A 23,584-nucleotide genomic window follows, 5' to 3' on the forward strand; every position below is an offset into this window, starting at 1 on the left:
TGTCTGGTTCGGTGGTGAGGATCGCCGTGCCGACGGTCGACGATGCGGCACCGCCGGGGGAGCATGCGGCTATCGGTCCGAAACTCGACCAGCGGTGCGCGATGATCGCCCGGGCCGACGCACCCCGCGTTGCTCGGATCGGGGTCCGCGGGCTGTCCCTGGTGGATCATCCCGGTTGGTCAGCGAGCGAGTTGGCGGACGTGATCATCCGGACCGGCACCGATCGGCACGATCGTGAACGGCTGCTGCCGTTCACCGCGGGCTATGACGCCCTGGGGGTGGAGTTGCACGTCGAGCCGGCCGTTGTCACGGACACCGGGTTGCAGGCGCTCCGGCATGATCAATCCGTCTGTGGCCGGATGTTGTCCGACTTCCGGGTCGGGCCGCCGGTCGACCGCGGTGCCCCGCCGATGCGGATCGATCTGATCACGCTGTACGACCTCGACCGGCTGGTGTCCGTGCCGGTGACGTACGCCGACGGACACACCGACCGGCTCACCTCGTACCGGCTCGGTGCTGATCCGCCGGCAGCGGTCATCGCCGTGTTGATCTTGGGCCGATCGTCTCCTTCTCGCCCATGACAGTCCGACTTTCGGGAGTCCTTCCCGCGCCGCCGGTCCTGCCGAGACGTCACTTGTGCTCCGACACGCCGCAAAACCGCGTGCATTAGTGCCGGGTCAGCGGGTTTCGGTGAGGGGGAGGGTGAAGGGGGTGTTGGGGGTTAGGTCGTAGGTGTAGCCGCCGTTGGCGTCGTCGGGGTCGAGCAGGCTGCGGATCAGGGTCTGGTCGCCGATCTCGAGGACGAAGCGGTTGATGCTCTCCATGGTCGCGCCGGTGATCTTGTAGGTGCCGTTGCGGACGTTGTCGGTCTGGACGTGCAGATAGCTGCCGATCAAGGTCTTCGGGTCGAAGCGCGGGCCGTGCTTGCCGCCGCTGACATCGACGGTGATCGTGTTCTCCATCGTCAGTTCACGAGTGAAGTCGACGACCTTGCCCTCCAGCTTGGAATAGGCCCGCGGGCCGGCCGAGGCGTTCGGGCCGAACCGGCGGCAGTCGTGCAGGAACCGGTGTTCGGGCTCGCCGGCGCGCAGCGTGCAGACCCCGAACCGGCCCCGGAACTGCAGCGACCCGTCGATCACGTAACCCTTGGCATCGGAGATCGCGCTGACCACATAGTCGGTCCGGCCGTCGGCGAAATCGATCTTGACCGCGGCGACCTCGAAGTGATCGACTTCGTCGCCGTCCTCGGTCCTGACCGGGACCAGGGCGCTCGCGGTGATCATGCTGGCACCGACCGTCGGCTCGATCACCGAGACGAAGTTGCTCTTCAGGTCACTGCCGTGCCGGTGGGCCAGCAGGTAACGCAGCTTGTCCGGGTTGCCCGGCTTGTTTCGCGGCGGGACGCCGTCGGCCAGGGCAACGTCGTCGACCGGTGACAGCATGGTCAGTCGCAGGTGCGCGTCCGGGTCCTGATCATGGACGTTCCAGTTGTCGGCGATCTTCCAGTCGATCCGGTACGGGCTCGCCGGCGACGCGTCCCGCTGCACTGCATTGAGGTAGTTGAAGCCGCCCAACTTCCCGTTCTGGTTGTATTTCGGGTCCTGGAACGGCACCTCCGGCCCGGCATACGATCCGCTGGTCTGATCGACGAGTTCGAGCCCGTTGGTGGTCACCGTGCCCTTGGCGCCATGGAAGCTGAAGACATGATCATCACCGCCGTCGACCCGGAAGAAGTCGATCAGGTAGGACCGCTGGTCATCGATGGTGATCATGGTCGTGGTGCGTCGGTAGAGCTCGGTCCGGGCGTACGCCTTCGGTGCGTCGACTTCGATCAGCTGCACCCGATCGGAGCCCGCGATCAGCCGCGGCACCGCCACCCACGCGGCCGCTTGGGAGGACTCGTCCACCACCACGGTGTTGTGGCTGACCGTGGCCATGGTCCAGTTCTGCCGCTCCGGATCGAGGCCGGTCACCTCGGGGTAGCCGAGGTCCGGCGTGAGGTCCATGCCGGCGGCATGCAGCCCGAGATTGAGCGTGTCCCGGTGTCCGTGGCCGCTGCTGCGACCGTAGTAGAGCCAGGCGCCGCGGGCGGCCGCGCCGGAGCCCTCGCGCAGCGCGGCGAAGCCGTAGCCCGGCTGGTGCACGGTCCCCGGGTTGAACCGGCCGCGGTCGTCCACGATGGCCTGGATCTCGGCCACCACGGCCTCCGGCTCGGCCTCGAAGATGTTGCCGCGCAGGTTGGTGGTGGTGTTGCCGTTGCGCAGATGGACCAGCTGGGCGAGGCCCGGATCCTTGGTCCTGCCGAAGCCGAGCAGGTCGGTGGCCAGCGCGCCGACGATGCCGGGGCCCCCGGTGTTGCCGCTGTCACCGATCGACGGGGTGTAGCGGGACAACATCGCGATCGGGTAGATCGCGGTGAACATCTTGAGGAACTTGGGATGCTCGAACAGGTCGTAGTCCGGATAGCGCTGAAAGCCGTCGACGGCGTCGGCGAGTTGCAGGAAGTTGCCGAGCCAACCGGAGTTGTAGCCCGGCGCGGCCTCGTTGCCCCAACCGTCCCGGTCGATCTGGTCTATCAGCACCCGGGCCATGTTGCCGCCGGTCACCTCGTAGCGCCGGCCGTACGGCGCCGCCGGATCGGTGATCTTGACCAGGTCCCCCGGTTGCCAGACGTAGTCCAGCCACTCCTTGCTGGTGCCCTCCTCGTCCATGATCACCGCCGCCAGCGCCAGCACGCTCTGGTGCATGCCGGTGTTGCCGCGGATCTGCGATCCCTGCACGGCCGGGTAGACCAGCCGGACGATGTGATCTTCGAAGTGCGCGCGCAGCTCGGCCGGCGTCGTCTTCGGGGTCGTGATCTTGTACTTCTCGGCCTGGGCCTGGATGAACTCCAGCGCCGCCGGGTCGGTCTCGATCGCCGGGTAGAAGGCGTCGTAGGCCTGCAGTAGCACCCGTGCGATCCCGGTCTCCCAGATGTCGTTGACCACCTTGCCCTGCGCGGTGTGGATCGCCGGATCGCCGTTGTCGAAGCCGCCCTCCCACGGATAGGCGGTGACGTCCATGTCCGGCCAGACGTCGGCCATCCGATCCAGCAGGATCAGCCCCTTGTGCGCGTACTCGGCCTGTCCGGTGAAGAGGTACGCATCGCGCAGCGCGTTCAACGCCCGGATCAGGTAGCCGTGGAAGGCCTGCCCGCCGCCGGTGGTCCAGAGCGCCCAGTGGTGGTAGTACGCGACGAAGGTCCAAGTGTCGCCGTCCGGGTCGGTCCAGCCGCTGCCGTCGTCGACGCCCCAGCCCTCGCCGCGTTCCGGGTAGAGCTCGTTGATCAAGAACTGCGAGCCGCGCTCGCGGGCCAGTTCGACGTCGAAGATGCCGTGCTCGTTGAGGCCGGCCGCATAGAAGGAGGCGAAGTCGTTGCTCGGGTAGCGCTCGCCGGTGACCGGGCTCTTCAGCTTCCACGGGTCACCGATGGCATCGATCCGCCAGGGGTAGTTGCCGAACTTGTTGATCTCGGCGCCCTCCGGGCCGGGGCTGCCCTTGATCCGCTGGCGGTAGCGGATCAGCACGCCGAGGCTGCGGGACACGCTCTGCGGGGTGACGAGGTCCCACAACTTCGCGTCGCTGTGGGCGGTGAACTCGGCGGCCGCGGTCACCGCGGCGTCGCGCTGCTGGCGGGCCCAGCCGTACCGGTCGATGTTGGCCCGGGCGTTGGCCACCCGCTCCGCGGTGTAGTACGTCGAGCGGGTCTTGCTCGGCGCCGTCGGGTCCGCGGCGGCGCGGAGGGCGGGCCAACCGGCCAGCGGTGCGGCGAGGGAGAGGCCGGCGCCGGCCTGGAGCAGGCGGCGGCGGGCGATGGGAAGCGGGCGGGAATCAGTCGGCATGGCGCGTCCTTGGGCGAGGTCCGTGGTTCCCTGAAATTAAGCGCACGCCCCTAATAGCGCAATAGGTCTGTCACTAACTGCTCGCTGGCCGGGCTGAAAAGCAACCTCCCCGGTCCTGGGTGGACCGGGGAGATTGGGGGGAGGGGTTTGAAGCTGGGCCGACGGTTGTCATGCCGTACGAGCGACCGGCAGGCGCCGACCGCGGGCGGAGCGGGCCTTCGCCGCCCGGCGCTCCTGGCGGCGCTCGGCCAGTGCTCGGTTGAGCTCGAACTTCTTGGCTGCGAGGTAGCTCAGCCGCATCGTCGAGTAGTTCAGCTGCGGATCCATCATCGACTGATGTCCGAGTTGGCCGTCGAGGTCGGCGAGGTGGAACGACATGGTGGGTCTCCTTGGTAGGTGGTGACATCAGTATGGCACCAAGATGACGTCATATACAAGTCATGTGACGTCGAGACGTGGACAAAGTGGAGTCACGTGACGCCAGGCAGGCGTCAGTGACGGTCGGGCAGTGTGGAAAGGGCGTGCGCCGAACCGACCGGCCGAAATCAGGCCGGGGCAGCGATGAGTGGCGTCAGCCGACGAACACGGAGGCCGAGGTGCCAGCGGTCACCGCGACGGCGACGGGGATCGTCTCGTAGTTCTTGATCATGATCTGGCACCTCCTCTCGTGTCGTCCGGGGCCTCTTCGAGGCGTCGCCAACCATACGGAGCGGCGGAGATCCGACGCAATCGATTTATCGGGCCGGGTTTTCGAAGGCCCCCACCGGGCCATCGGTGATGATCATGATCGTGGTTCAATGAGCCGGTGGTAGGCGAACCGGTGACGGCGGTGATCTTCGATTTCGACGGGCTGCTGATGGACACCGAGTCGACCTCGCTGCTGTCCTGGGAGTACGAGTGGAGCCAGTGGGGGCTCGAGCTCGACCGGGCCACCTTCTTCGCGCCGCACGGCGGTGACGTCAGCGATCAGCGGTACGCCAGTCTGGCGGGCGCGGTCGGACCGAGCTTCGACCGAGAGCTCAGTCATCGGCGCCGGGAGACGTACCGCGACGACCTGCACCGCACGCTCGGGCTCTCGGCCGGGATCGGTGCCTGGCTGAGCGAAGCGGCCGAACTCGGGCTGCACCTCGCCGTGGCCTCGTCCTCACCGTTGGACTGGGTCACGGGACATCTCGCTCGGGCCGGAGTCGGTGACGCCTTCGAGGTCGTAGCCGCCGGGAACGAGGTCGATGATCACAAGCCCGCCCCCGATGTCTATCGGCTCGCACTGACCCGGTTGGGAATCCTGCCCGGCCATGGCGTCGCGGTCGAGGACACGCCGCACGGGGTCGAGGCGGCCCACCGGGCCGGGCTGCGGGCGATAGCGATTCCCAACCCACACGTCGATCCGACCCGGTGCGCCACAGCCGAGCTGGTCCTGGGCTCAGCGGCGGAGCTGACCCTGCGTGACGCCCTACGAAAGGTTGGCTGAGTGACGCTTCCCGTCTTTGCGCCTGGCTCGGACATCGTGATCGAGGAGCGGTGGAAGGGCCGGCTGTGGAGCGCTCTGCCTCAGCGGGTCGTGGACAGCCGACCGGAGATGTTGATCACCTGGATGCCGGCCTGCGCGCGCTCTGTGTTCATGACCAACCGTGGATTGCCCGAGGCGGAGGGAATGACCCGGGACCAGCGCAAGCACGAGGCGCTACTGACCGGGGTGGCACGTCCGCTGGAGGCCGAGGACTGGCTGGACAAGGTCTATTACTTCCATCCCGGCCGGTGGTCCCGGATCAATCTGGCCTGGGATCCGGCCCGAGATCACGAGTTCCTCGGCTGGTACGTCAACTTCGAGCTGCCGCCGGTCGCCACGGAGGACGGGATCTGGGGCAAGGATCTGGTGCTGGACCTGTTCGTGTACGCAGACGGTCGCTGGGACTGGAAAGACGACGGGGAGTTCGACCGCGCCCTCGCTGACGGGCTGTTCGCGCCCGAGCTGCGGCCGATCCTGGAGCGCGAGGCCGAGCTCGTCCTGGCCGAGCGGGATCGCGGGACCGGAGCCTTCGATCCCGCGCTGCTGGAGCTGCGGCCGGAACCCGAGGCGGCCGCGGTCCTGCCGCCGGACTACGCGCCGGACGGCGAGCGCTGGCGGCGAAGTTACCCGGTCGCGCCGATCCCCTGAGCATGGCCCGGCCCGGACGGTACCCGGCTAGCGGAACCCGGGGGAGGGCGGCTGCTGCCAGGTGCCCGGCGGCTGACCTTGGGGACCCGGCTGGGTCAGCGGCGCTTGCGGATGTGGCGGCCGTGGTGCCTGATGACCGGCCTGCTGATGCGGCGGCAGGGTGCCCTGGACCAGATTGGCGGGCGGTCGCCGATCGGACGGCGGCGGCTGGCTCGGCGACGCGGGCTGTCCGTTGGTCTCGATCGCCTGGCGGATCGATTGCGGAGTGGCTCCCGCCTCGCCTTCCCCGAGCGGCCGCAACACGACAGCAGTCCCGTAGGCGCAGGCTTCGAGCAGATACTCGGCGAGCTGGCTGAGGTCGTAGCGCATGCCGACGACCGCGTTCGCCCCGCGGCTGGAGGCTTCGGTCCAGAGCCGGTTCATGGCCTCGTTGCGACACCCGTGGACGATGTCGGAGATGGTGGCGGGGGTGGCGGAGCCGTACATTCCGCCGGCGCCGAGCCCGTAACTGCTGTACGCGATCGCCCCCATCGTTTCGCCGAGCACCTCGACGATCTGGTAGCCGGCGACCTCATCCGTCGTGACGATGATCATGCGGCCATTCCATCAGGTCAGCGGCTCGATCGCGACCGGCCGCCGACCCAGCGCACGATCAGCGCGACGACCTCGATGATCAGTGCCGGTCCGCAGACCAGCGACCACAGGCCGGGGCCGAGCGGGCGCAGCAGCAGCGCCGGATCGGTGATCGCGATGCCGACCAGCTGGAGCATCAGCAGCAGCCCGCCCAGCCCGACCAGGACGAGCGTGACCCAGCGCGGCCGGCTGCTGCCGGCGATCCGCCAGGCGCCGTACGCGAGCAGGAATCCGATCACCGAGATGCCGAGGCCGAAGATCAGATAGTCGGCCCACGGACCGTACCCGAGCTGGGCGAAGCCCATGGTGTTCACGATGGCGTGCACCACCCCGAGGATGACGACGAAGATCGCGCCGACGCGGCCGACGCGGCCGGCGATGGTGGCAAGCGGCACGGTCGGGCCGGCCCGGTGGTCGAGACCGCGATCGGCGGTGGAGGTTGTGGTCATGGGTTCAAGCCTGGGCCGGAGGCCGGCGGCGCGGGTCACCCGCGCGGGGGAAGTTCACTCGGCGCGGAGGGGAGATCGGGTCCAGCCAATCGATCGGGGAGTGAGCGAGGTGCCCCGGCGTCGGACAATGGGCCGATGAACGCGACGCCGACCCTGCTCCTGATGGCCGGCCTGCCCGGTGCCGGCAAGAGCACGCTCGCCGGCTCACTGGGTCGGGCGCTGGGCTGGCCGGTGCTCGACAAGGACACGGTGAAGACGACTCTGTTGCAGCTCGGCGCCGAGGAGTCGCTGGCCGGGCAGGCGTCGTATGAGGTGCTGTTCGATCTTGCCCGTGATCTTGTGGTCACGCAGCGGCTGTCGATCATCCTGGACTGGCCGACCTTCTATCCGCGGGTGATCGAGGTGTGCGGGGCCATTGCCGCTGACGCCGACGGCGCACTCCGGGTCGTCTTCTGCGCCGCCGATCGCGAGACCCGGGACCGGCGCACCCGTGACCGGGTCAGCCGCATCTCGCAGTTCGGCCATGCCGGCCGGCCGACCACGACCCGGCCGGACTCCGACGGCGACGGCCGCGAGCTGTTCCCGTTCCTGCCGGCCGAGACCCTGACCGTGATCACCGAAGGGCCGGTCGGCGCCCTGGTGGAAGCTTTGCTGAGCAAGCTCAAGATATCGGTCAATCGTGCCGGGTAGTCGCGGCCAAACTGACCGGCATCCTGGGCGAACTTCCCTGAACCCGCCGCGGACCCGGCCTTGTCCGCGTACCGTCGGCCCATGAGCGAACCCGTGACGATCCCGACCGAGTGGGAGTGCCTGCTTGAGCGTCGCGGCGTGTTCGGGCGGAAGACGATCTTGATGTTCGTGGTCGGCCGGATCGCCTTCCAGGTCGGCGGAAGGGGTCGCCGGGGCTGGGTGACCAGAACGGTCGCCGACACGCCGGCCGACGCAGTCCTGGCACTCCAGGAAATGCGGCAGAGCTATCTGTTCGACCGCTACGTCGAGATCCCGTGGGACAACGACCTGGTGCCCGCCCTTCCGGACGAGATGCTCGATCCCGCCCGGTGATCAGGCCACCTCACAACGCGGCCCAGAACTGGCAGCGGTGCTCTGCGGCGTAGCTCGTCGGCCGGATCCGGTCGGCTGACAGCCCGAGCACAGTGCCGCCGGTGTTGAACGCCGGCCATGCGGGGAGTCCGGGTCGATTCGGCTTGCCGGTGTGGGCGAAGGACGACCAGTAGTCGATCATGGTCCGGCTGAGTCGCTGCTGCTGCGCGGTCAGCGGCGGGAACTGGCTGTTCCGGATCGAGACGTCGAACAGGAACGGCAGATCCCAACTGTGGTAGGCGCCATAGAGGGTCCCGTCGATCGGCCCGGCCTCCTCGCGGAACTCGTAGGCGTAGACCGGACCGTGCCGTCGTGCCGACTGAGCCGTGGTCAGCGCGGGGCAGGCGTAGTTCCGGTCGGTGAGGACGGTGGCCAGCGCGAGCGCCGGGCTGTCGAACTCGTTGGCCGGATACTCCGCCAGGACGGCGTCGGAGTCGGCACCGAGCAGGGTGCGGAGCAGCAGCGCGTACCGGTCTTCGGTCAGGTCCGGCAGCGCGTTGAGCACCACGCCGCGCGCCTCGTGGCGGGTGCTGCCGACGAGCAGCGGGACGTCGGCGGTGAGGCCGTAATGCAATGCGGTGGCTGGCTGCCAGGGCAGGTACGGCGTGCCCGCCACCGGTCCCCAGGCGGCATCGCGGCGATCACCGAGCGGATGGCCGACGCCGCGGAGGGTGCGGAGGAGGTCAGCCAGCGGCACCCTGCGCAGGCAGGCCGTGACGTCGCGGTGGCTGCCGGCGTCGGCGCAGCCGACCTCCTCGATCGCCCGGTCGCCCTTGGCGTCGGCGGTGATCTTGGTCATCACCTCGGTGCTGCAGGCGCCGCTCTGAGTGATCGCGCGATGGAACAGCCCGCGGGAGCCGGGCGAGGCGAGCTGGGTGCAGACGCTGCGCGCGCCGGAGGACTGGCCGGCCAGCGTGATCTTGCCCGGGTCGCCACCGAAGCGGTCGATGTTGCGGCGCACCCAGCGCAGCGCCTCGGCCTGGTCGAGCAGGCCGTAGTTGCCGGACACCGTGCCCTCGGCGTCGAGCACGGGATTGGCCAGGAAGCCGAGCGCTCCGAGTCGGTAGTTGATCGTGACCACGACGACGTCCCCATGGACAGCGAGCCGGGCGCCGTCGTATTCGGCGGCCGCGCCGGAGGTCAGCTCACCGCCGTGCAACCAGACGACGACCGGCAGTCGACCCCGACGGTCGGTGCGGGGGCGGACGACATCCAGGGTGAGGCAGTCCTCGAGGCCGATGATCAGCTCGGTCCCGTCGTTGGCCGGTTGGGGACAAGGATCGGCAGGTACGGTCGCGTCGCGTACGCCTGACCAGGCGGCGGGCGGAGCCGGTCGCCGCCAGCGACGCTCGCCGATCGGCGGGGACGCGTACGGGATCTTGGTGAACCGTACGTGATCTTCGCCGACCTCGCCGCGCAACCACCCGGTGTCCACGCGGACCAGACCTTGGCCCTGGGCTTCGGCCGCCGGCGCCGGCAACACGACGAGAATCGCGGCCAGGGCGGCGGAGGTGATCGCCAGCAGCAGCTCGCGTGCCCGTCCGGTCAGGCCTGGTTGGGCAACGGTCTTGATCAACATGGCGTCCCCCTGAGTCTCGATTCCTGACAGCCACGCTACGCAGCCGGAACCGGCCCGAACAGTGACAATGATCATCAAACCCACGGAGTCGAGGAGCGGGTCTTGTCCTCAGGTTGCGTCGTCGAGCAGCTTCGAAGCGACGACCAGGTCGGCGAATTGTCGGTCGGGATTCGCCGCGCTCATGATCACCACGCCGGCACCGCGTCGAGATACCGGCCGAGCCAGTCGCGGAACGGGATCTGGTCCGACCACCAACAGTGCCCTGCGCCCGTCGATCGGGGCTGCGGTCACGTTCTGCCGGCTGTAGTCGCCGTGCAGCAACGCCGGTTCGAACGGCCGGGCCAGAGTGTCGGCGGTGGCGTCGAGCACGCCGACCACCCAGGCCCGGTCCTCGGTGCTGATGGCGCGGGCGCGGCCCAGGACCTCCAGCGTGGTGTCCCGGACCCAGTCGGCCCAGCTCGGTTGAAAGGGAACGACGGCACCGGTCTCGGGTTCCCAGCGACCGGCTGTCTCGCCGTGGACCGCGCTGATCATGGTCGTTGCCTGGCCGAGGGCGTGCGCGAGCTCCGCCCGTTCGGTCGCGGTGAGCGCGGCGTAGACCTGCTCGTCGGCGACCTGGCGCCCATCCAGTCGCCCCATGATCACGTACGGCCAGCCGAACAGCTCGGTCGACGGCTCGTAGCAGTACGGCCAGGGCGCCGGCAGCTGGCAGTGATCATGAAACACCCGGGCGAAGTAAGCCTCCTTGGCGAACTGGCCGGGCAGCAGCGGGTTGCCGCGCAACACATAGCGGCCCCGATCGGTGTCCAGGAAGGCGTTCTGGCCGAAGTTTCCGGTCGTCGCCGGCTCGGCCCGAACGAGCCGGCCGAGGTCGAACCGATCCCGCGCCTGCTGCAACTGACCCGGAGCCAGTGAGCCGAGGCGGGCGGTGGTCAGCACGGCAGGAGCGTACGGGACGCGGCCTCCCGTCGAGACCCATTTTCAGTGGTCGGCGAATATACGATGTACAGTAGCAGAATGAACTATACGTCGTATAGCCCATCGAAGAACGACTCGTCCGCCCGGCGGCGGGCCGGCAACGTCGTCCTCTGGATCCTCCAGGTGATCGCCGCACTGGGATTTCTGCTGGCGGCGCTGGGCAAGCTCACCGGGGACCCGGTGTCCGTCGCGACCTTCGACTCCCTCGGCTGGGGCCCGCCGCTGCGCTACCTGCTGGCCGGCCTCGAACTGCTCGGATCCGTTGCCCTGTTCATTCCGCGACTGACCGGCCCGGCCGCGACCGCCTTCGTCGCGCTGACGATCGGAGCCATCGCGGTGCAGCTCGGCACCGGCGGAAGTGTCGCTATGGCCGTGGCGTTGTTGATCATCTCGGCGATCGTCGCCTGGGGCCGGCGGCGCAGCACGATCGCGCTGATCGCTGCCGTACGAGAGCGTCGGCCGGCGCGCCGCGGCGACTGACTGTCGGTGCGGCGTTCTAAGGTAAGGGCTCCGGCGTGGCCAACGCCGCACCTCCATGGCCCGACCCCAGCGCGGACCCTCGCGGAGGCAAAGGGACCCGGTCTCAGGTCGCTGTCAATCGACCATGCGTCTCGTGCGCGTTGCTGGGGAATCGGCGAGGCGCGGGAGTCCGGATGACAGCCAACAGGCGTTTCAAGAAGCGGATACGGGCCCGTGCGGCACGGACCGGTGAGTCCTACACCGCTGCCCTCCGGCACTTCCGAACCGACGAAGGAGTGCCCATGTCCACCAGCCAACCCGTACGCACCGGGACCGGAGCCGTCCTGCTGCGGCTCGCCGTCGCCCGGACCACCCTGCGCGAGGACCCCGGAGATCCGGCCGGCTTCCGGGCCGCCGGCGATGAGGTCCGGATGCTGCTCGGTCGAGCGAAGGAGCAGGGGGCCCGGCTCGTGCAGTTCCAGGAAGGAACCCTCTGCTTCCCGGCCAAACGGCGGCTCTCGACTGACCCCGACCGGATGGCCGAGGCCGACTGGAGCAGGTTCAACTGGGACGCGCTCGCCGCGGAGCTCCGATCGATCGTGGCGACCGCCGCTCGGCTGAGGATCTGGACCGTGCTCGGTGTGCCCCGGGCGAGGGTCGGTGCGCGGCCGTACACGGGACTGCTGGTGATCGACGACACCGGCGCCACGGCCGGCTACTACCGGGAGCGGATCCTGTCTCGGACCAAGGCCGACTTTCTTTACCAGGCTGGGAAAGACGGCCTGGTGATCGAGGTCGACGGCGTTCGGATCGGGCTCGCCTCCGGGGTCGAGGGTCTGTTCTCCCGGGTCTCCGAGCAGTACGCGGAGCAGGCCGCCGACCTGGTGCTGGTCTCGACCGGCGGCCGCGGCGAAGCGAAGCAGGGTCGGTCGCTGCTCGAGCACACGATCGCCCAGGCTCGCGGCAACCTGCTCTGGCTCGGCGCCGCTTCCGGTGGTGATCAGGACCCGGCCGGGGGTGTGGTCTCGCCCGGTGGCGACTGGCTGGCCCGGCTCCCGACCGGCGACGGCCCGAGCCTGGCCGTGGCGGACGTGACCGATTCGCTGGACCCGACCGCCAAGGCCTGGCATCGGGAGGGCGCGCGTCGACTCGCGTACACAGGCAGCTAGCCACGACGGCCGGGCGGCGGATCGACACGCGTCGTCGATCCGCCGCTCGGCCGAGGCTCGACAGACGGAGGTCGAGCGGTGAAGGATCAACGTCTGGCCCATGGATCTGGAGGCGGCGGTGGCCCATCTGCTCGCGGACGAAGACGGCATGACGGTCTACTTCGGCTGTCCCGACCAGGTCGACGGTCGGGACGGGAAGGCGGCGCTGGCCGATTTCTACGGCGCCCTGCTCGGCTGGCCGCGCCGGGATGCCTGGGGGACCCCGTTCCTGTCCAAGGACCCCAAGTTCCGGATCGGCTTCGACCGCGACGGCTGGTCGGACCTTCGTCCGCCGCGCTGGGGCGATCCGGAGCATCCACAACAGCTCCACTTCGACTTCGCTGTGCCGGAGCTGGCCCCCGCCGACGAGCGCGCCGCGGCGGCCGGGGCGACCCTGCTGCACGACGAAGCCGGCCACCGCAGTTACGCCGATCCGGTCGGGCACGCGTTCTGTCTCTACCCGGATCCGCGCCGAGCCGAGGCCGGGCCGGCGGTCGCCCGGCTGGTGTACGACTGCTTCAGCCCACGCTCCCTGGCAACCTTCTACCAGGCCTTCCTCGGCGTCGCGGACCGACTCGAGGACTCACCGAACCGGGTAGTGATCAACTTGGCCGACGACGAGTTGCCCGACCTGGCCTTCCACCAGGCCCAGGTCCCCGCACCCCGCTGGCCCGATCCCGCCTATCCGGCCCAACTGCACGCCGACTACCGCTTCAGTGTTGATCATGAACTGCCGCACTTCCAGACCCCGGCCGGCCGAGCCGCCATCCAACGCGCCGAACAGCTCGGTGCCATCTACCTGCAGCACGTCGTCTACGCCGACCCGGCCGGACACCCGTTCTGCTTCTGAGCTCGCTAGCGAGTCTTGGTCCACCCATCGACTCGATCACGATGCGCGGTGATCCACTGCTCAGCCACCTTGGCCGGCTCAACTCCGTCGTCGCAGGCCTTGATGAAGCCGTTGACGTCGTGGGTGTCGAAGCCGATCCGGGCCAGGATCCGGTCCGCCGTCGGCGACAGCGCCGCGACCTCGGCGGATCGCGCGACCGAGGCGTCCACCTCCTTGGCGGCGGTCTCGCCGGGCACGTCACCGAGCCGGCGCAGCGCGTACTTCTCGTGAATGCCATCGGGCACATAGCCGTAGAACAGTGATGGTCGACCGGTCTTGGCGTCCTCGGCCAGCTTCGCCTTGAAGATCGTTTCCGAATAGGCCTCGCCGATCATCGTCGGAACTCCGTTGTCGAGCCAGGTCTTGAGGCTTTCGGTGGTCGACCAGCCGCGCGCCCCGATCCACATCTCCCCGCGCCCGTCGCCGGTGGTGTCGAACAGAGCCGCCACCGCCGGATCCGTCAGGGAGTTCAGATCCTTGACGAGACCGCGCGTCCGCTGGTCGTCCAGGATGTAGATGCCCTGGGTTGCCGCATAGTGATGATCACTGAGCCGTACGGCCCCGGACTCGATCGCTTCGCGGACTGCGATGTTCTGATTCTGCAGCCACAGATCGGGATGGACCTGGATCTTGGCGTCCTTCTTGATCAACTCCGAGACCGCGGTGGTGTGGTCGACCTTCTCGACCGTCACGCTGATGTCCTGGGCCTCGAGCGTTGATTTGATGATCTCGGCCGCGACCGTGGCGCCGGCCCATCCCGGATCGGCGATGACGATGGTCCGCGCGTCGCCGCCCGGGTCGAGCGAACCCTGGCTCTCGCCGGGCCGGGGTGCGGCGACCCCACCGGCGCCCGGTCCGGCGACCGAGGAGATGGGCAGCACGATCACCGCCAAGATCACCAACGCGGCGGTGCCCAGATAGAAGGAGTTGAACAGCCGGCTCCCGGGAAAGTTCCGGACGACCTCGATCCGCCCGTCCGCGGTCTCGCGGCGTACGCCCCGCTTGAACTCGGCACCGGAAAGCTGTCCGGCCTCGACGACATCCGCGGGAACGTAGTACGGCTTCCCGATCTCGCTGAAGCCCTGTTCCAGCCGGCGGAGCTGGTTGCGGAAGCCGTGGAGATTGTTCCGGTCGTAGTCGCGGATCGTGAAGATCGCCAGGAACGCGCCGGCAGCGAAGATGATCGAACCGGCCTGGCCGAACGGCGACACGTCGCGCAGCAGGAGGACGAAGACGACACTGCCGATCCCGGTCAACCAGAGCGCGGCGGTTTCGCCGATGGAGAGCCGATCCTGGTGCATCGCCAGCCAGGAACTGAAGGCGTCCCGGGCGTCCTTGCGCGCAGCCGCGTCCTGAGCCGGACCGTCCGCGAGCAGCGCCCGCAGCTTGGCCGTCTTGCTGTCCTGCTGTTCGCGATCGGTCTCGAACTCGAGATCCATCAGGCTGCGCAGGAGCTTGTCGGCCAGTTCCTTGCCGGCCGAGCCGTCGACGGCGATCAGGCGGCTGACCAGCACGGCCCGCGCATCCACCTCCTGGGTCCGGCGTCCGGCCGCGCGGGCCAGGATGAAACCGGCCAAGATCGCGAACAGGCCGGTGAGCGCCGCCGCCATCTCGGGGGCAGAGCCGATCGTCCCCGTCGGCAGGATCTGTGACGCCAACGCCACGTACACGGTGGCGATCAAGGTCAGGGAGAGCGCGTTGGTCGAGCGTTGACTCGCGTGCAGCGTGAGATTGGAGAAGAGGATCAGCACCAGACCGACGATCGCGATCGGGCGGACCGGCTCCTGGAACAGGACGTGCAGCAGGATGACCGACACGGCCGGCGAGAAGTACGGCAGCGACGAGAGGGTTAGCGACTTGTATTCCTGGAAGGCCCAGGTCCACATCACTTCGGCGACGAGGTAGGTGCCGATCCCGATGATGGCGCACACCAACAGGACCTGGGCGTCGAAGGCGTAGAACCGCAGCCGGTGACCGGCGAGGAAGAGGACCAGCAGCACGGCGAGCAGCGAGACGACATTGGCGATCGAGATCGAATAGAAGGTGGCCAGCGGCTTCGACCTGACCCGCGTCTCGAGGGCGCTCGTCGCCTTGAACGCGAACGGGAGATAGAGGCCGCTGCCGATCGCGGCGACGAACGCCCAGACGATCTCGCCGGACGCCTCGCCCCGCGGCGACGCCCCCACGTTGGCGACACCGATCGCGACAGCACCGAGGAACGAAGCGCCGATCAGCAACCACTGATTGGGTTTGAGCTTTCCGGCCGTTCCCGGCGAGATGAGCCGGATCGCGATGGCCGCGATCAGCGGCCAGGTGAAGGCGATGACGGTGGCGTCGGCCTTGGCCGTGCCGTACAGCGCCCGGTAGAAGCCGTAGTACCACATGGCCAGGAACAGCCCGGACAGTCCAGCCCAGAGGATCGCCTTGCCCGTCGTCCGGCCGCCCCGCACCACGGCGACGGAGCGCTTCCAGAAGATTGCGGCAACGAGCAGGCTGGTCAGGACGGAGATCGCTCCGGCCACGACGTACACCTCGGCGTAGTCACCGCGATCACCGATGACGGAGATCAGGACCGGCTTCAGGGACCAGAACGCGACGGCCGCGACAGCAGCGATCGTGATGGCCGCAGTCGTCGCTTTCCCGGCAGAACGATTCATCCGCACCCGACTCCCAGCGCTCGTCCGTCGCGCCGTCGTCAGCCGACGAACCGTCCGCTCGGGCGGCGCCGCCTGCGAGTCTGACATGCCCGCAAGGTCATGCACCCAATCAGCGGAGGATAGGGGATTCGAACCCCTGAGGGCTTGCACCCAACCCGCTTTCCAAGCGAGCGCCATAGGCCACTAGGCGAATCCTCCGCGCGGAAGATTACCCGGTGCGGTGCGGAACGGCGAATCAGCTTTCCGGGTCGTCGTCCCGCTTGCCCTCCAGCCGGCGCCGTTCCTCGCGGTCGAGGTGCTTGCGGTGGTCGTCGCTCTGCTTCTGCAGGTTGGCGAAGAGGGCGGAGACGGCGATCGGGATGAAGATCAGGAACCAGTTGTGCCAGCCGATGGCGAACAGCAGCAGCAGGGTGACCGGCCAGATCACCGCGGTGACGATCCCGATGGTGTTGATCAGGCGCGGGGAGTGCGGCAGGCCGGCCGGCTCGACGGCCGCGGGTCTCGCCGGATCGGGCACGGCCAGCTCCCGGCCAGGGCGTGGGGCGGGGAGGTCGGCGAACAGTTTGTCCAGCTCGGGTTGGGTCCGGGCCACCAGCGCGGCGGTCATCCGCTCGTCGAACTCGGCCTGGTCCAGCCGGCCTTGGGCTAGATGCTCACGCAGGTATTCCGTCGCCTGGTCGCGCTCGGAATCGCCGATGCGAGGGGCTGGAACTGGCTCGGTCACCAGACCAGTATGTCCAACCGCGGGAGCCGACTGGCGTCCACTGCCCGATCACGTACACTCGTCCCTGGTCCCCCGCGTGGCGATACCTTTCCCAACTCCCCCAGGGCCGGAAGGCAGCAAGGGTAAGAGAGCTCTTTCGGGTGCGCGGGGGATCTTCGTTGTCCCGGTGTCGGTGCCGCCCTCTAGCCTCGGTGCGTGCTCACTATCGACACCGCGCAGCGGCGGCACCGGCTGCAGCGCCGGCACGGGCTGATCCCCGGTCCCAGTGCGACGGTCGCCGAGGCGGCCGCGGCGATCGTCGTGGTGCACGCCACCGATCCGGCCACCGTCTACCTGTCCCTGCTGGCCCGCTGCCCGGACGCCAAGCTCGACGACATCTCCACCGCGCTGTACGAAGATCGTTCGCTGGTCAAGCTGATCGCGATGCGGCGGACCATGTTCGTGGTGCCGACCGGCTTCGCTCCGGTCGTGCACAGCGCGGCGGGCCGGGCGATCGCCCAGCGACTGCGGAAACAACTGGTGCAACACCTGGGCACGCACCGGACCGAGCCGGCGGTGGAAGGCGACCTCGAGGCCTGGCTGACCGACGTCGAGGCCGGCACCGAGCGCGCCGTGGACGCCCGGGGCGAGGCGCTGGCCAGCCAGCTCAGTCAGGACGAACCGAGGCTGCGGACCACGCTGATCCCGAACGGTGACAAGTCCTACGACGTCCCGATGAAGCTCACCAGCCGGGTGCTGACCCTGATGGGGGCCGACGGCCGGGTGGTCCGCGGTCGTCCGGCCGGGACCTGGCTGTCCCGGCAGCACCGCTGGGCCTCGGTCCGATCACTCTGGCCGGGCGGGATGCCGGAGTTGGCCGAGGCCGAGGCCCAGGAGGAGTTGGTACGGCGCTGGCTGGGCGCGTTCGGGCCGGCCACGGTCGCGGACCTGAAGTGGTGGACCGGCTGGACCCTCGGCCTGACCCGGACCGTGCTGGCGCGGCTGGACGTCACAGAGGTCGACCTGGACGGCGAGGCCGGGGTGGTGCTGGCCGAGGACACGGAGCCGGAGGCGCCCGTCGCGCCCACCGCCGCCCTGCTGCCGGCGCTGGACGCGACGCCGATGGGCTGGCAGCAGCGGGAGTGGTATCTCGGGCCGCACAAGCCGGCGTTGTTCGATCGCAACGGCAACATCGGGCCGACCGTGTGGTGGGACGGCCGGATCGTCGGCGGCTGGGCCATCCGGGCCGGCGAGGTCGTCTGGCGGTTGTTGGAGGACGTCGGTGCGGAGGCGACCGAGGCGATCGGCGTCGCGGCGGCCTCCGTGCAGGATCGTCTCGGCGGAGCGACAGTGATCCCGAGCTTCCGGACCCCACTGGAGCGCGAACTCAGCGAAAGTTGATCATGACGACGGAGGGAGCGGCGGTGCCGCGGCGGGCGATCGACGACGGGGTGGCTTTGGTCACCGGGGCGGGCCGCGGGCTGGGCCGGGTGATCGCGCAACGACTGGCCGCGGACGGCTGGGCGGTGGCGGTCAACGATCTCCGGGACGGCCCGGCGGAGGAGACGGCGGCGGCGATCCGCGCCGCGGGCGGCCGGGCCGAGGCGTTCGCCGCCGACGTCACCGACGAGGCCGCGGTCGCCGGACTGGCGGTCGCGGTCGAGACCCGGCTCGGTCCGGTCGCGGTCAGTGTCGCCAACGCCTCGGGGCCGCAGCCGTCGATCCGGCTGGCCGACCTCGACTGGGCCGACGTGCTCGGCCACCTCGAGTTCTTCGTCAAGAGTCCGCTGCTGCTGGCCAAGGCCTTCGTGCCGCAGATGCGTCGCGCCGGCTACGGCCGGCTGATCCACCTCGGCTCGGACCTGTTCGACCGCGGCAGCCCGGGCTGGTCGGGTTACATGGCGGCGAAGGGCGCGTTGCTCGGCCTGACCCGCGGCTGGGCGACTGAGCTCGGCCGGGACGAGATCACGGTCAATCTCATCGCCCCGGGCTGGATCCCGGTCGAACGGCACGGCGACGTCTCCGCAGCGGCGGAGGACTGGTTGGAGCGGCAGGACCTGGCCCGCTGGGGCACCCCGGCCGACATCGCCGGGACCGTTTCCTTCCTGGCCTCCACCGACGCCGGCTTCATCACCGGCCAGCGGGTCACCGTCAACGGTGGCTTCCACTACCTCTGACCGCCGTGATCGGAGCCGATCGATCAGGCGACGCCGACGCCCGCGCCGACTCCGGAGGCGGGCCGGTAGCGCGACAACAACGGCGCCAGGGCCCGCACCCCGGCGTCCTTCGGAAACAGCTCGGCGTTGATCCCGGTGGCCCGGGCCGCCTCGACGTTGATCTTGTTGTCGTCGAGGAACAACACCTGCTCGGCCGGGGTGTGGATCCGGTGCATGATCTCGGTGAAGAACGCCCGGCTCGGTTTCGCCGCTCCCAGCTCGCAGGAGTAGAACTGATCATCCAGACCGTCGGCGTACCAGGGAAGTGAGCGCATCACGTCCAGCCGGTGGTTCTGCTGGTTGGTCGCCAGATAGCAGCGGATCCCGCCCCGTCGCAGCCGTTGGATCGCGGTGATCATCCGCTGATCGATGATGATCAAATCCCAGACGGAGAGGACCTCCTCGACCGGCCGGTCGACCTGCCAGCGATCGAGCACCCGCTGCAACGCCTGGCCGAAATCGCCGCCGGTGAGCACCGGCAGCTCGGCCTCGAACACCTCTTCGATGAAGGTCTCCGCGGCTTCCGGGGCAACACAGGAACCGAGTCGCGCCCGCCAGTCCGGATGCGCCCGTTGAACCACTCCGTCCGCGTCGAACAGAATGGCCGAAATCCCCGCAGAATCGCCCACAGCACTACTTTGCCGTACGCAGGGGGTCCGAGACGAGTCCTGGTGGGTGTCGCCGAGACGGCTCGAGCGAGATGATCGAGGCTGCGAGGACGCGACTGCCGGGAGGAATCATGACCACAGCCGAGACATCCGTGCCGGAGCTGGAGCGCCGGACGATCCGCAAGGTCGCGCTGCGACTGTTGCCGTTCCTGGGCCTGCTCTACTTCATCAACTATCTGGACCGGACCAACATCGGTTTCGCCAAGCTGACCATGAGTGTTGATCTTGGTCTGACCCAGACGGCGTTCGGCTTGGCCTCGGGCATCTTCTTCATCGGCTATCTGTTCCTGGAGGTGCCGAGCAACCTGGCGCTGCACCGGTTCGGCGCCCGGCGCTGGATCGCCCGGATCATGATCACCTGGGGGATCATCGCCAGCGCGATGGCCTTCGTCCCCAACGAGGGTGTGCTGTATGTGCTGCGATTCCTGCTCGGGGTCGCCGAGGCCGGCTTCTTCCCCGGCATCATTCTCTATCTGACCTTCTGGTTCCCGAAGCGGGAGCGGGCCAAGGTGGTCGCCTGGTTCATGGTGGCGATCCCGATCTCGACCGTGCTCGGCGCGCCCATGTCGACCGCGATCATGCAGCTCGGCGACGGCCTGTTCGGGTTGGCCGGCTGGCGGGTGATGTTCCTGTTCGAGGGGATTCCGGCGATCGCGCTGGCGTTCATCACGTGGTTCTTCCTGACCGACAAGCCGCAGGACGCCAAGTGGTTGAAGGACGACGAGCGGGCCTGGCTGACGGCCGAGATGGAGGCCGAGGCCGCCGGCACCGAGCAGCGCTTCCACTTCCCGCTGCGCAAGGCGCTGACCAACGGCCGGGTGATCGCGCTCGCGTTCGTCTACTTCGGCATCGTCTACGGGCTGTACGCGCTCTCATTCTTCCTGCCGACGATCATCAGCGGCTTCCAGCAGCAGTTCGGCGTCGAGTATTCGCTGGTGCAGGTCGGCTTGATCACCGCGATCCCGTACGCGCTCGGGGCCGTGGCGATGATCCTGTGGGCGCGGCACGGCGACCGGACCGGCGAACGGACCTGGCACGTGGCGATCCCGGCCTTCGTCGGCGGGCTGGCGATCCCGGTCGCGCTCTATCTGCAGAATCCGACGCTGGTGATGGTCGCGGTCAGCGTCTGCGCGATCGGCGTCTGCTGTGCCCTGCCCACGTTCTGGACGCTGCCGACGGCGTTCCTGACCGGTGCCGCGGCGGCCGGCGGGATCGCCCTGGTCAACTCGATCGGCAACATCGCGGGCTTCGCGGCGCCGTACATCACCGGATTCCTGGCCGACGGCACCGGCTCGCAGAACGCCGGCATGTGGGCGGTCGGGGCGGCGATGGTCGGCGCCGGCATCCTGGTGCTGATCCTGCGCGGACTGCCCAAGGCCGATGGCGCGGACCCATCGTCCGCTGTCGGCGACAGACACTAGGGTGCACCTGTGGACGAGCCAGACATCGATGAGGGGCCCGAGTACGAGGACGTGGCGGGCCCGGGCCAGGACGAGGCTTTGTTCGCGGAGCCGGAGCGCCCTGCGGTGAGTTCGGCGGCCCCGCTGGCGCTGTATCGGCGCTACCGGCCGGACACGTTCGCCGACGTGATCGGGCAGGGCCATGTCACCGACCCGCTGCAACGGGCGCTGACCAACAACCGGGTCAACCACGCCTACCTGTTCTCCGGGCCGCGCGGCTGCGGCAAGACCACCTCGGCCCGGATCCTGGCCCGGGCGCTGAACTGCGAGCAGGGCCCGATCGCCGAGCCGTGCGGGAAGTGCCAGTCCTGCCGGGATCTGGCCCGCGGCGGGCCGGGCAGCATCGACGTGATCGAGATCGACGCGGCCAGCCACGGCGGCGTCGACGACGCGCGGGACCTGCGCGAGCGGGCGTTCTTCGCACCGGTCAGCAGTCAGTACAAGATCTACATCGTCGACGAAGCGCACATGGTCACCACGGCCGGCTTCAACGCGCTGCTGAAGCTGGTCGAGGAGCCGCCGCCGCACGTCAAGTTCATCTTCGCCACCACCGAGCCGGAGAAGGTGATCGGGACGATCCGGTCCCGGACCCATCACTACCCGTTCCGGCTGGTGCCGCCGAAGATCCTATCGGCCTACCTGGCCAAGTTGTGCGAGGCCGAGGGCATCGCGGTGGAAACCGCTGTGCTGCCACTGGTGGTCCGGGCCGGCGCCGGTTCGGTCCGCGACTCGCTCTCCGTTCTTGATCAACTTCTGGGCGGTGCGGACGACGCCGGGGTGTCCTACGCCCATGCCGCGGCCCTGCTCGGCTACACCCCCGACTCGCTGCTGGACGAGTTCCTGGACGCCTTCGCGGCCGGCGACGCCGGCGGCGTGTTCTCCTGCGTGGACAAGGTGATCGAGGTCGGCCAGGATCCGCGGCGCTTCGCCGAAGACCTGTTGCGCCGGCTGCGGGATCTGGTGATCGTCGCCGCCGTGCCCGATGCGGTGTCGACCGGGCTGGTCGACGTCTCCGGTGATCAGGCCGAGCGGCTCGCCTCCCAGGCTGCTGCGCTCGGCCCGGGCGAGCTGAGCCGGGCCGCCGAGGTGATCGCGGTCGGGCTGACCGAGATGCGCGGCACCACCGCGCCGCGGCTGCACCTCGAACTGATGTGCGCCCGGGTGCTGCTGCCCGGTGCCGATGTCGACGAGCGCGGGATCCATGCCCGGCTGGATCGGCTGGAGCGGCGGATCGGGATGACCGACACGGCCTCCGGGCCGACGCCGGCGGTGGTGGCTCAACCGCCGGCCCGACCGGCGGTGACCCGGGAGGCCGCGCCGGTTGCCGAGGTCGTGCCGGCCAAGGTTTCCGAGCCGGTCGTCGCCGCCGAGCCTGCTGCGCCCCCGGCGATCGGCGATGCGCCGGGCGGGTCCGCGAGCCCGGCCTCGGCGGAGCCGGCCGAAGGGACGTCCGCCGCGGCGGCTTCCGTACCGGATCAAGGGACGCCGGCACCCGCGGCCGCTCCGCCGGCTTCGGCCGACTGGTCCGAACCCGAGCCGGCGCCCTCGCCGCCGGCCGCCGAGCAGCCGAGGTCGAGCCTGGCCGTGGCCGACGTGCGCCGGCTCTGGCCGGAGGTGCTGGAGGAGATCAAGGGCAAGCGGCGGTTCACCTGGATCCTGCTCAGCCAGAACGCCCAGGTGATCGACCTGAGCGACAAGACGCTGGTGCTCGGGATGACCAACGCCGGCGCGCGGGACAGCTTCACCCGCGGCGGCAACGAGGACATCCTGACCGACGCCCTGGTGCAGGTGCTCGGGGCCGAGCTGCGGATCGAAGCGATCGTGGATCCGGGCGCCAACCCGGGCGGCGGCGCGCCGCCGGCGAGTCCGACGCCCGGCGGTCAGCCATCGGGCCAGGCCCTCGCGGAACCGACAGCGTCGGCGCCGGGGGCGGCGGACGGCACTGGCGCCGGGGGAGCAGCGCCCGCCGGGGCGCCAACGGCCGGAGCGGGTCCGGGCGGCGAGGGTGGTTCGGCGTCCGCGAGCGGAGCGCCGGCGGGCGACGACTGGGCGGCCGCGGCCGGCCCGACGGTCGGCAGGCCGGCGGACGGCGGTGCGGCGGCCGGCGGTCCGGTCAATGGAGGCCCGGCGAGTGCTGGTGCAGCAGCCGCCGGTTCGCCGGTGGATCGGGCCGTCCTCGATCGGGCCCGGGAGCAGATCCGGCCGATGCGGGCCGGCGGTCCGGCGTCGCCCGACGCCGACCCGGAAGAGGACGACCGGGACGCGGCGGCCGCGCGCGACGATCTGGACGTCACCGAAGACACCCAGTCCCACACCGAACTGCTGCAGCGGCACCTGGGCGCGGAGATCATCGCCGAGGAATCGCCCGACGCCCTTCGTTAGTGCGGTTGAGCGGCGCAGCGGGTCGAATCCGGCGTTGCCCCCTTCGGCAGGCTCAGGACGGCGCTTCGACCGGTTCAGGGAACGAACTTCCCGGTCGGGTCGGAGGGAGGTCAGCGCGTGGGCGCGGCTAGGCTGGCGGGAGCGGCGGCGCCGCACTCGAACT

The 23,584-nt window shown here is 69.4% G+C and carries 21 protein-coding genes, 1 tRNA gene and 1 other RNA gene; 13 read left to right on the forward strand and 10 right to left on the reverse strand.

The window, feature by feature from the left end:
• Nucleotides 1–26 precede the first annotated feature (26 nt).
• Nucleotides 27–581, forward strand: a complete 555-nt coding sequence (locus FNH24_RS05325) for a hypothetical protein (RefSeq protein WP_152361099.1) — start codon at nt 27–29, stop codon at nt 579–581.
• 96 nt (nt 582–677) lie between these two features.
• Here FNH24_RS05325 and FNH24_RS05330 read toward each other — a convergent pair whose 3' ends face one another.
• Complete coding sequence (locus FNH24_RS05330; RefSeq protein WP_152361100.1) at nt 678–3,881, reverse strand: heparinase II/III domain-containing protein; 3,204 nt, start codon at nt 3,879–3,881, stop codon at nt 678–680.
• Between the two features lie 168 nt (nt 3,882–4,049).
• Nucleotides 4,050–4,259 (reverse strand): hypothetical protein, encoded by a 210-nt coding sequence (locus tag FNH24_RS05335; protein ID WP_152361101.1) that lies wholly within the window; start codon nt 4,257–4,259, stop codon nt 4,050–4,052.
• A 427-nt stretch (nt 4,260–4,686) separates the two neighbouring features.
• Here FNH24_RS05335 and FNH24_RS05340 point away from each other — a divergent pair, with 427 nt between their 5' ends.
• Both FNH24_RS05340 and FNH24_RS05345 read left to right on the forward strand, forming a co-directional pair.
• Nucleotides 4,687–5,352, forward strand: a complete 666-nt coding sequence (locus tag FNH24_RS05340; RefSeq protein ID WP_246186756.1) for an HAD family hydrolase — start codon at nt 4,687–4,689, stop codon at nt 5,350–5,352.
• Complete coding sequence (locus tag FNH24_RS05345) at nt 5,353–6,039, forward strand: ribonuclease FAU-1 family protein (protein WP_152361102.1); 687 nt, start codon at nt 5,353–5,355, stop codon at nt 6,037–6,039.
• Nucleotides 6,040–6,066: 27 nt separating this feature from the next.
• Here FNH24_RS05345 and FNH24_RS05350 read toward each other — a convergent pair whose 3' ends face one another.
• Together FNH24_RS05350 and FNH24_RS05355 are read right to left on the reverse strand one after the other, a co-directional pair.
• The gene (locus tag FNH24_RS05350) at nt 6,067–6,633 is read right to left on the reverse strand and encodes a YbjQ family protein (protein ID WP_152361103.1); all 567 of its coding nucleotides are present in this window, start codon (nt 6,631–6,633) and stop codon (nt 6,067–6,069) included.
• A gap of 17 nt (nt 6,634–6,650) precedes the next feature.
• Complete coding sequence (locus FNH24_RS05355) at nt 6,651–7,121, reverse strand: hypothetical protein (protein WP_152361104.1); 471 nt, start codon at nt 7,119–7,121, stop codon at nt 6,651–6,653.
• 135 nt (nt 7,122–7,256) lie between these two features.
• On the opposite strand from FNH24_RS05355, the gene FNH24_RS05360 reads away from it, so the two are divergent.
• On the forward strand, nt 7,257–7,811 hold the full coding sequence (locus tag FNH24_RS05360) for a P-loop nucleotide/nucleoside kinase family protein (RefSeq protein ID WP_152361105.1): 555 nt from the start codon (nt 7,257–7,259) through the stop codon (nt 7,809–7,811).
• Between the two features lie 81 nt (nt 7,812–7,892).
• Nucleotides 7,893–8,183 (forward strand): hypothetical protein, encoded by a 291-nt coding sequence (locus tag FNH24_RS05365; protein WP_152361106.1) that lies wholly within the window; start codon nt 7,893–7,895, stop codon nt 8,181–8,183.
• A gap of 10 nt (nt 8,184–8,193) precedes the next feature.
• Here the strand turns inward: FNH24_RS05365 and FNH24_RS05370 are convergent, their stop codons facing one another.
• Complete coding sequence (locus FNH24_RS05370; protein ID WP_152361107.1) at nt 8,194–9,801, reverse strand: carboxylesterase/lipase family protein; 1,608 nt, start codon at nt 9,799–9,801, stop codon at nt 8,194–8,196.
• 108 nt (nt 9,802–9,909) lie between these two features.
• Nucleotides 9,910–10,740, reverse strand: a complete 831-nt coding sequence (locus tag FNH24_RS05375) for a phosphotransferase family protein (protein ID WP_152361108.1) — start codon at nt 10,738–10,740, stop codon at nt 9,910–9,912.
• Nucleotides 10,741–10,818: 78 nt separating this feature from the next.
• Between FNH24_RS05375 and FNH24_RS05380 the strand changes: the two genes are divergently transcribed.
• The 3 genes from FNH24_RS05380 (at nt 10,819) to FNH24_RS05390 (ending at nt 13,296) form a co-directional block, all read left to right on the forward strand.
• Nucleotides 10,819–11,259 carry a DoxX family protein gene (locus FNH24_RS05380; protein WP_161606007.1) on the forward strand — a complete coding sequence of 147 codons (441 nt, stop codon included), beginning with the start codon at nt 10,819–10,821 and terminating at the stop codon, nt 11,257–11,259.
• Between the two features lie 281 nt (nt 11,260–11,540).
• The gene (locus FNH24_RS05385) at nt 11,541–12,407 is read left to right on the forward strand and encodes a carbon-nitrogen hydrolase family protein (protein WP_161606008.1); all 867 of its coding nucleotides are present in this window, start codon (nt 11,541–11,543) and stop codon (nt 12,405–12,407) included.
• Between the two features lie 100 nt (nt 12,408–12,507).
• The gene (locus FNH24_RS05390) at nt 12,508–13,296 is read left to right on the forward strand and encodes a VOC family protein (RefSeq protein ID WP_246186757.1); all 789 of its coding nucleotides are present in this window, start codon (nt 12,508–12,510) and stop codon (nt 13,294–13,296) included.
• Between the two features lie 5 nt (nt 13,297–13,301).
• On the opposite strand, the gene FNH24_RS05395 is transcribed toward FNH24_RS05390, so the two are convergent.
• The 3 genes from FNH24_RS05395 to FNH24_RS05405 all read right to left on the reverse strand — a co-directional run bounded on the left by FNH24_RS05395 (nt 13,302) and on the right by FNH24_RS05405 (nt 16,716).
• Nucleotides 13,302–15,992 carry a glycine betaine ABC transporter substrate-binding protein gene (locus tag FNH24_RS05395; RefSeq protein ID WP_152361111.1) on the reverse strand — a complete coding sequence of 897 codons (2,691 nt, stop codon included), beginning with the start codon at nt 15,990–15,992 and terminating at the stop codon, nt 13,302–13,304.
• Between the two features lie 113 nt (nt 15,993–16,105).
• Nucleotides 16,106–16,190, reverse strand: a tRNA-Ser gene (locus FNH24_RS05400).
• A 37-nt stretch (nt 16,191–16,227) separates the two neighbouring features.
• Nucleotides 16,228–16,716 (reverse strand): DUF1707 SHOCT-like domain-containing protein, encoded by a 489-nt coding sequence (locus FNH24_RS05405; protein WP_161606009.1) that lies wholly within the window; start codon nt 16,714–16,716, stop codon nt 16,228–16,230.
• A gap of 63 nt (nt 16,717–16,779) precedes the next feature.
• Here FNH24_RS05405 and ffs point away from each other — a divergent pair.
• The 3 genes from ffs to FNH24_RS05420 all read left to right on the forward strand — a co-directional run bounded on the left by ffs (nt 16,780) and on the right by FNH24_RS05420 (nt 18,872).
• Nucleotides 16,780–16,876, forward strand: an RNA gene (gene ffs, locus FNH24_RS05410) — signal recognition particle sRNA small type.
• Nucleotides 16,877–16,911: 35 nt separating this feature from the next.
• On the forward strand, nt 16,912–18,096 hold the full coding sequence (locus FNH24_RS05415) for a winged helix DNA-binding domain-containing protein (protein ID WP_152361113.1): 1,185 nt from the start codon (nt 16,912–16,914) through the stop codon (nt 18,094–18,096).
• 2 nt (nt 18,097–18,098) lie between these two features.
• Nucleotides 18,099–18,872, forward strand: coding sequence for an SDR family NAD(P)-dependent oxidoreductase (locus FNH24_RS05420; protein WP_152361114.1), 774 nt, complete (start codon nt 18,099–18,101; stop codon nt 18,870–18,872).
• Nucleotides 18,873–18,895: 23 nt separating this feature from the next.
• Here the strand turns inward: FNH24_RS05420 and FNH24_RS05425 are convergent, their stop codons facing one another.
• Complete coding sequence (locus FNH24_RS05425) at nt 18,896–19,540, reverse strand: HAD family hydrolase (RefSeq protein ID WP_161606010.1); 645 nt, start codon at nt 19,538–19,540, stop codon at nt 18,896–18,898.
• Nucleotides 19,541–19,650: 110 nt separating this feature from the next.
• Between FNH24_RS05425 and FNH24_RS05430 the strand changes: the two genes are divergently transcribed.
• A complete protein-coding gene (locus tag FNH24_RS05430; protein ID WP_152361116.1) occupies nt 19,651–21,000 on the forward strand; it encodes an MFS transporter in 1,350 nt (449 codons plus the stop codon).
• Nucleotides 21,001–21,009: 9 nt separating this feature from the next.
• Nucleotides 21,010–23,421 carry a DNA polymerase III subunit gamma and tau gene (locus FNH24_RS05435; RefSeq protein WP_152361117.1) on the forward strand — a complete coding sequence of 804 codons (2,412 nt, stop codon included), beginning with the start codon at nt 21,010–21,012 and terminating at the stop codon, nt 23,419–23,421.
• The last annotated feature ends 163 nt before the right edge of the window (nt 23,422–23,584 follow it).

This window comes from Microlunatus speluncae (assembly GCF_009299835.1).
Lineage (GTDB): Bacteria > Actinomycetota > Actinomycetes > Propionibacteriales > Propionibacteriaceae > Microlunatus > Microlunatus speluncae.

Bases quoted from the DNA above. Each gene is read 5' to 3' on its own strand.
- FNH24_RS05330 (WP_152361100.1), bottom strand. From the start codon at position 3,881: ATGCCGACTGATTCCCGCCCGCTTCCCATCGCCCGCCGCCGCCTGCTC.
- FNH24_RS05335 (WP_152361101.1), bottom strand. From the start codon at position 4,259: ATGTCGTTCCACCTCGCCGACCTCGACGGCCAACTCGGACATCAGTCG.
- FNH24_RS05350 (WP_152361103.1), bottom strand. From the start codon at position 6,633: ATGATCATCGTCACGACGGATGAGGTCGCCGGCTACCAGATCGTCGAG.
- FNH24_RS05355 (WP_152361104.1), bottom strand. From the start codon at position 7,121: ATGACCACAACCTCCACCGCCGATCGCGGTCTCGACCACCGGGCCGGC.
- FNH24_RS05360 (WP_152361105.1), top strand. From the start codon at position 7,257: ATGAACGCGACGCCGACCCTGCTCCTGATGGCCGGCCTGCCCGGTGCC.
- FNH24_RS05365 (WP_152361106.1), top strand. From the start codon at position 7,893: ATGAGCGAACCCGTGACGATCCCGACCGAGTGGGAGTGCCTGCTTGAG.
- FNH24_RS05370 (WP_152361107.1), bottom strand. From the start codon at position 9,801: ATGTTGATCAAGACCGTTGCCCAACCAGGCCTGACCGGACGGGCACGC.
- FNH24_RS05380 (WP_161606007.1), top strand. From the start codon at position 10,819: ATGAACTATACGTCGTATAGCCCATCGAAGAACGACTCGTCCGCCCGG.
- FNH24_RS05385 (WP_161606008.1), top strand. From the start codon at position 11,541: ATGTCCACCAGCCAACCCGTACGCACCGGGACCGGAGCCGTCCTGCTG.
- FNH24_RS05390 (WP_246186757.1), top strand. From the start codon at position 12,508: ATGGATCTGGAGGCGGCGGTGGCCCATCTGCTCGCGGACGAAGACGGC.
- FNH24_RS05395 (WP_152361111.1), bottom strand. From the start codon at position 15,992: ATGAATCGTTCTGCCGGGAAAGCGACGACTGCGGCCATCACGATCGCT.
- FNH24_RS05420 (WP_152361114.1), top strand. From the start codon at position 18,099: ATGACGACGGAGGGAGCGGCGGTGCCGCGGCGGGCGATCGACGACGGG.
- FNH24_RS05430 (WP_152361116.1), top strand. From the start codon at position 19,651: ATGACCACAGCCGAGACATCCGTGCCGGAGCTGGAGCGCCGGACGATC.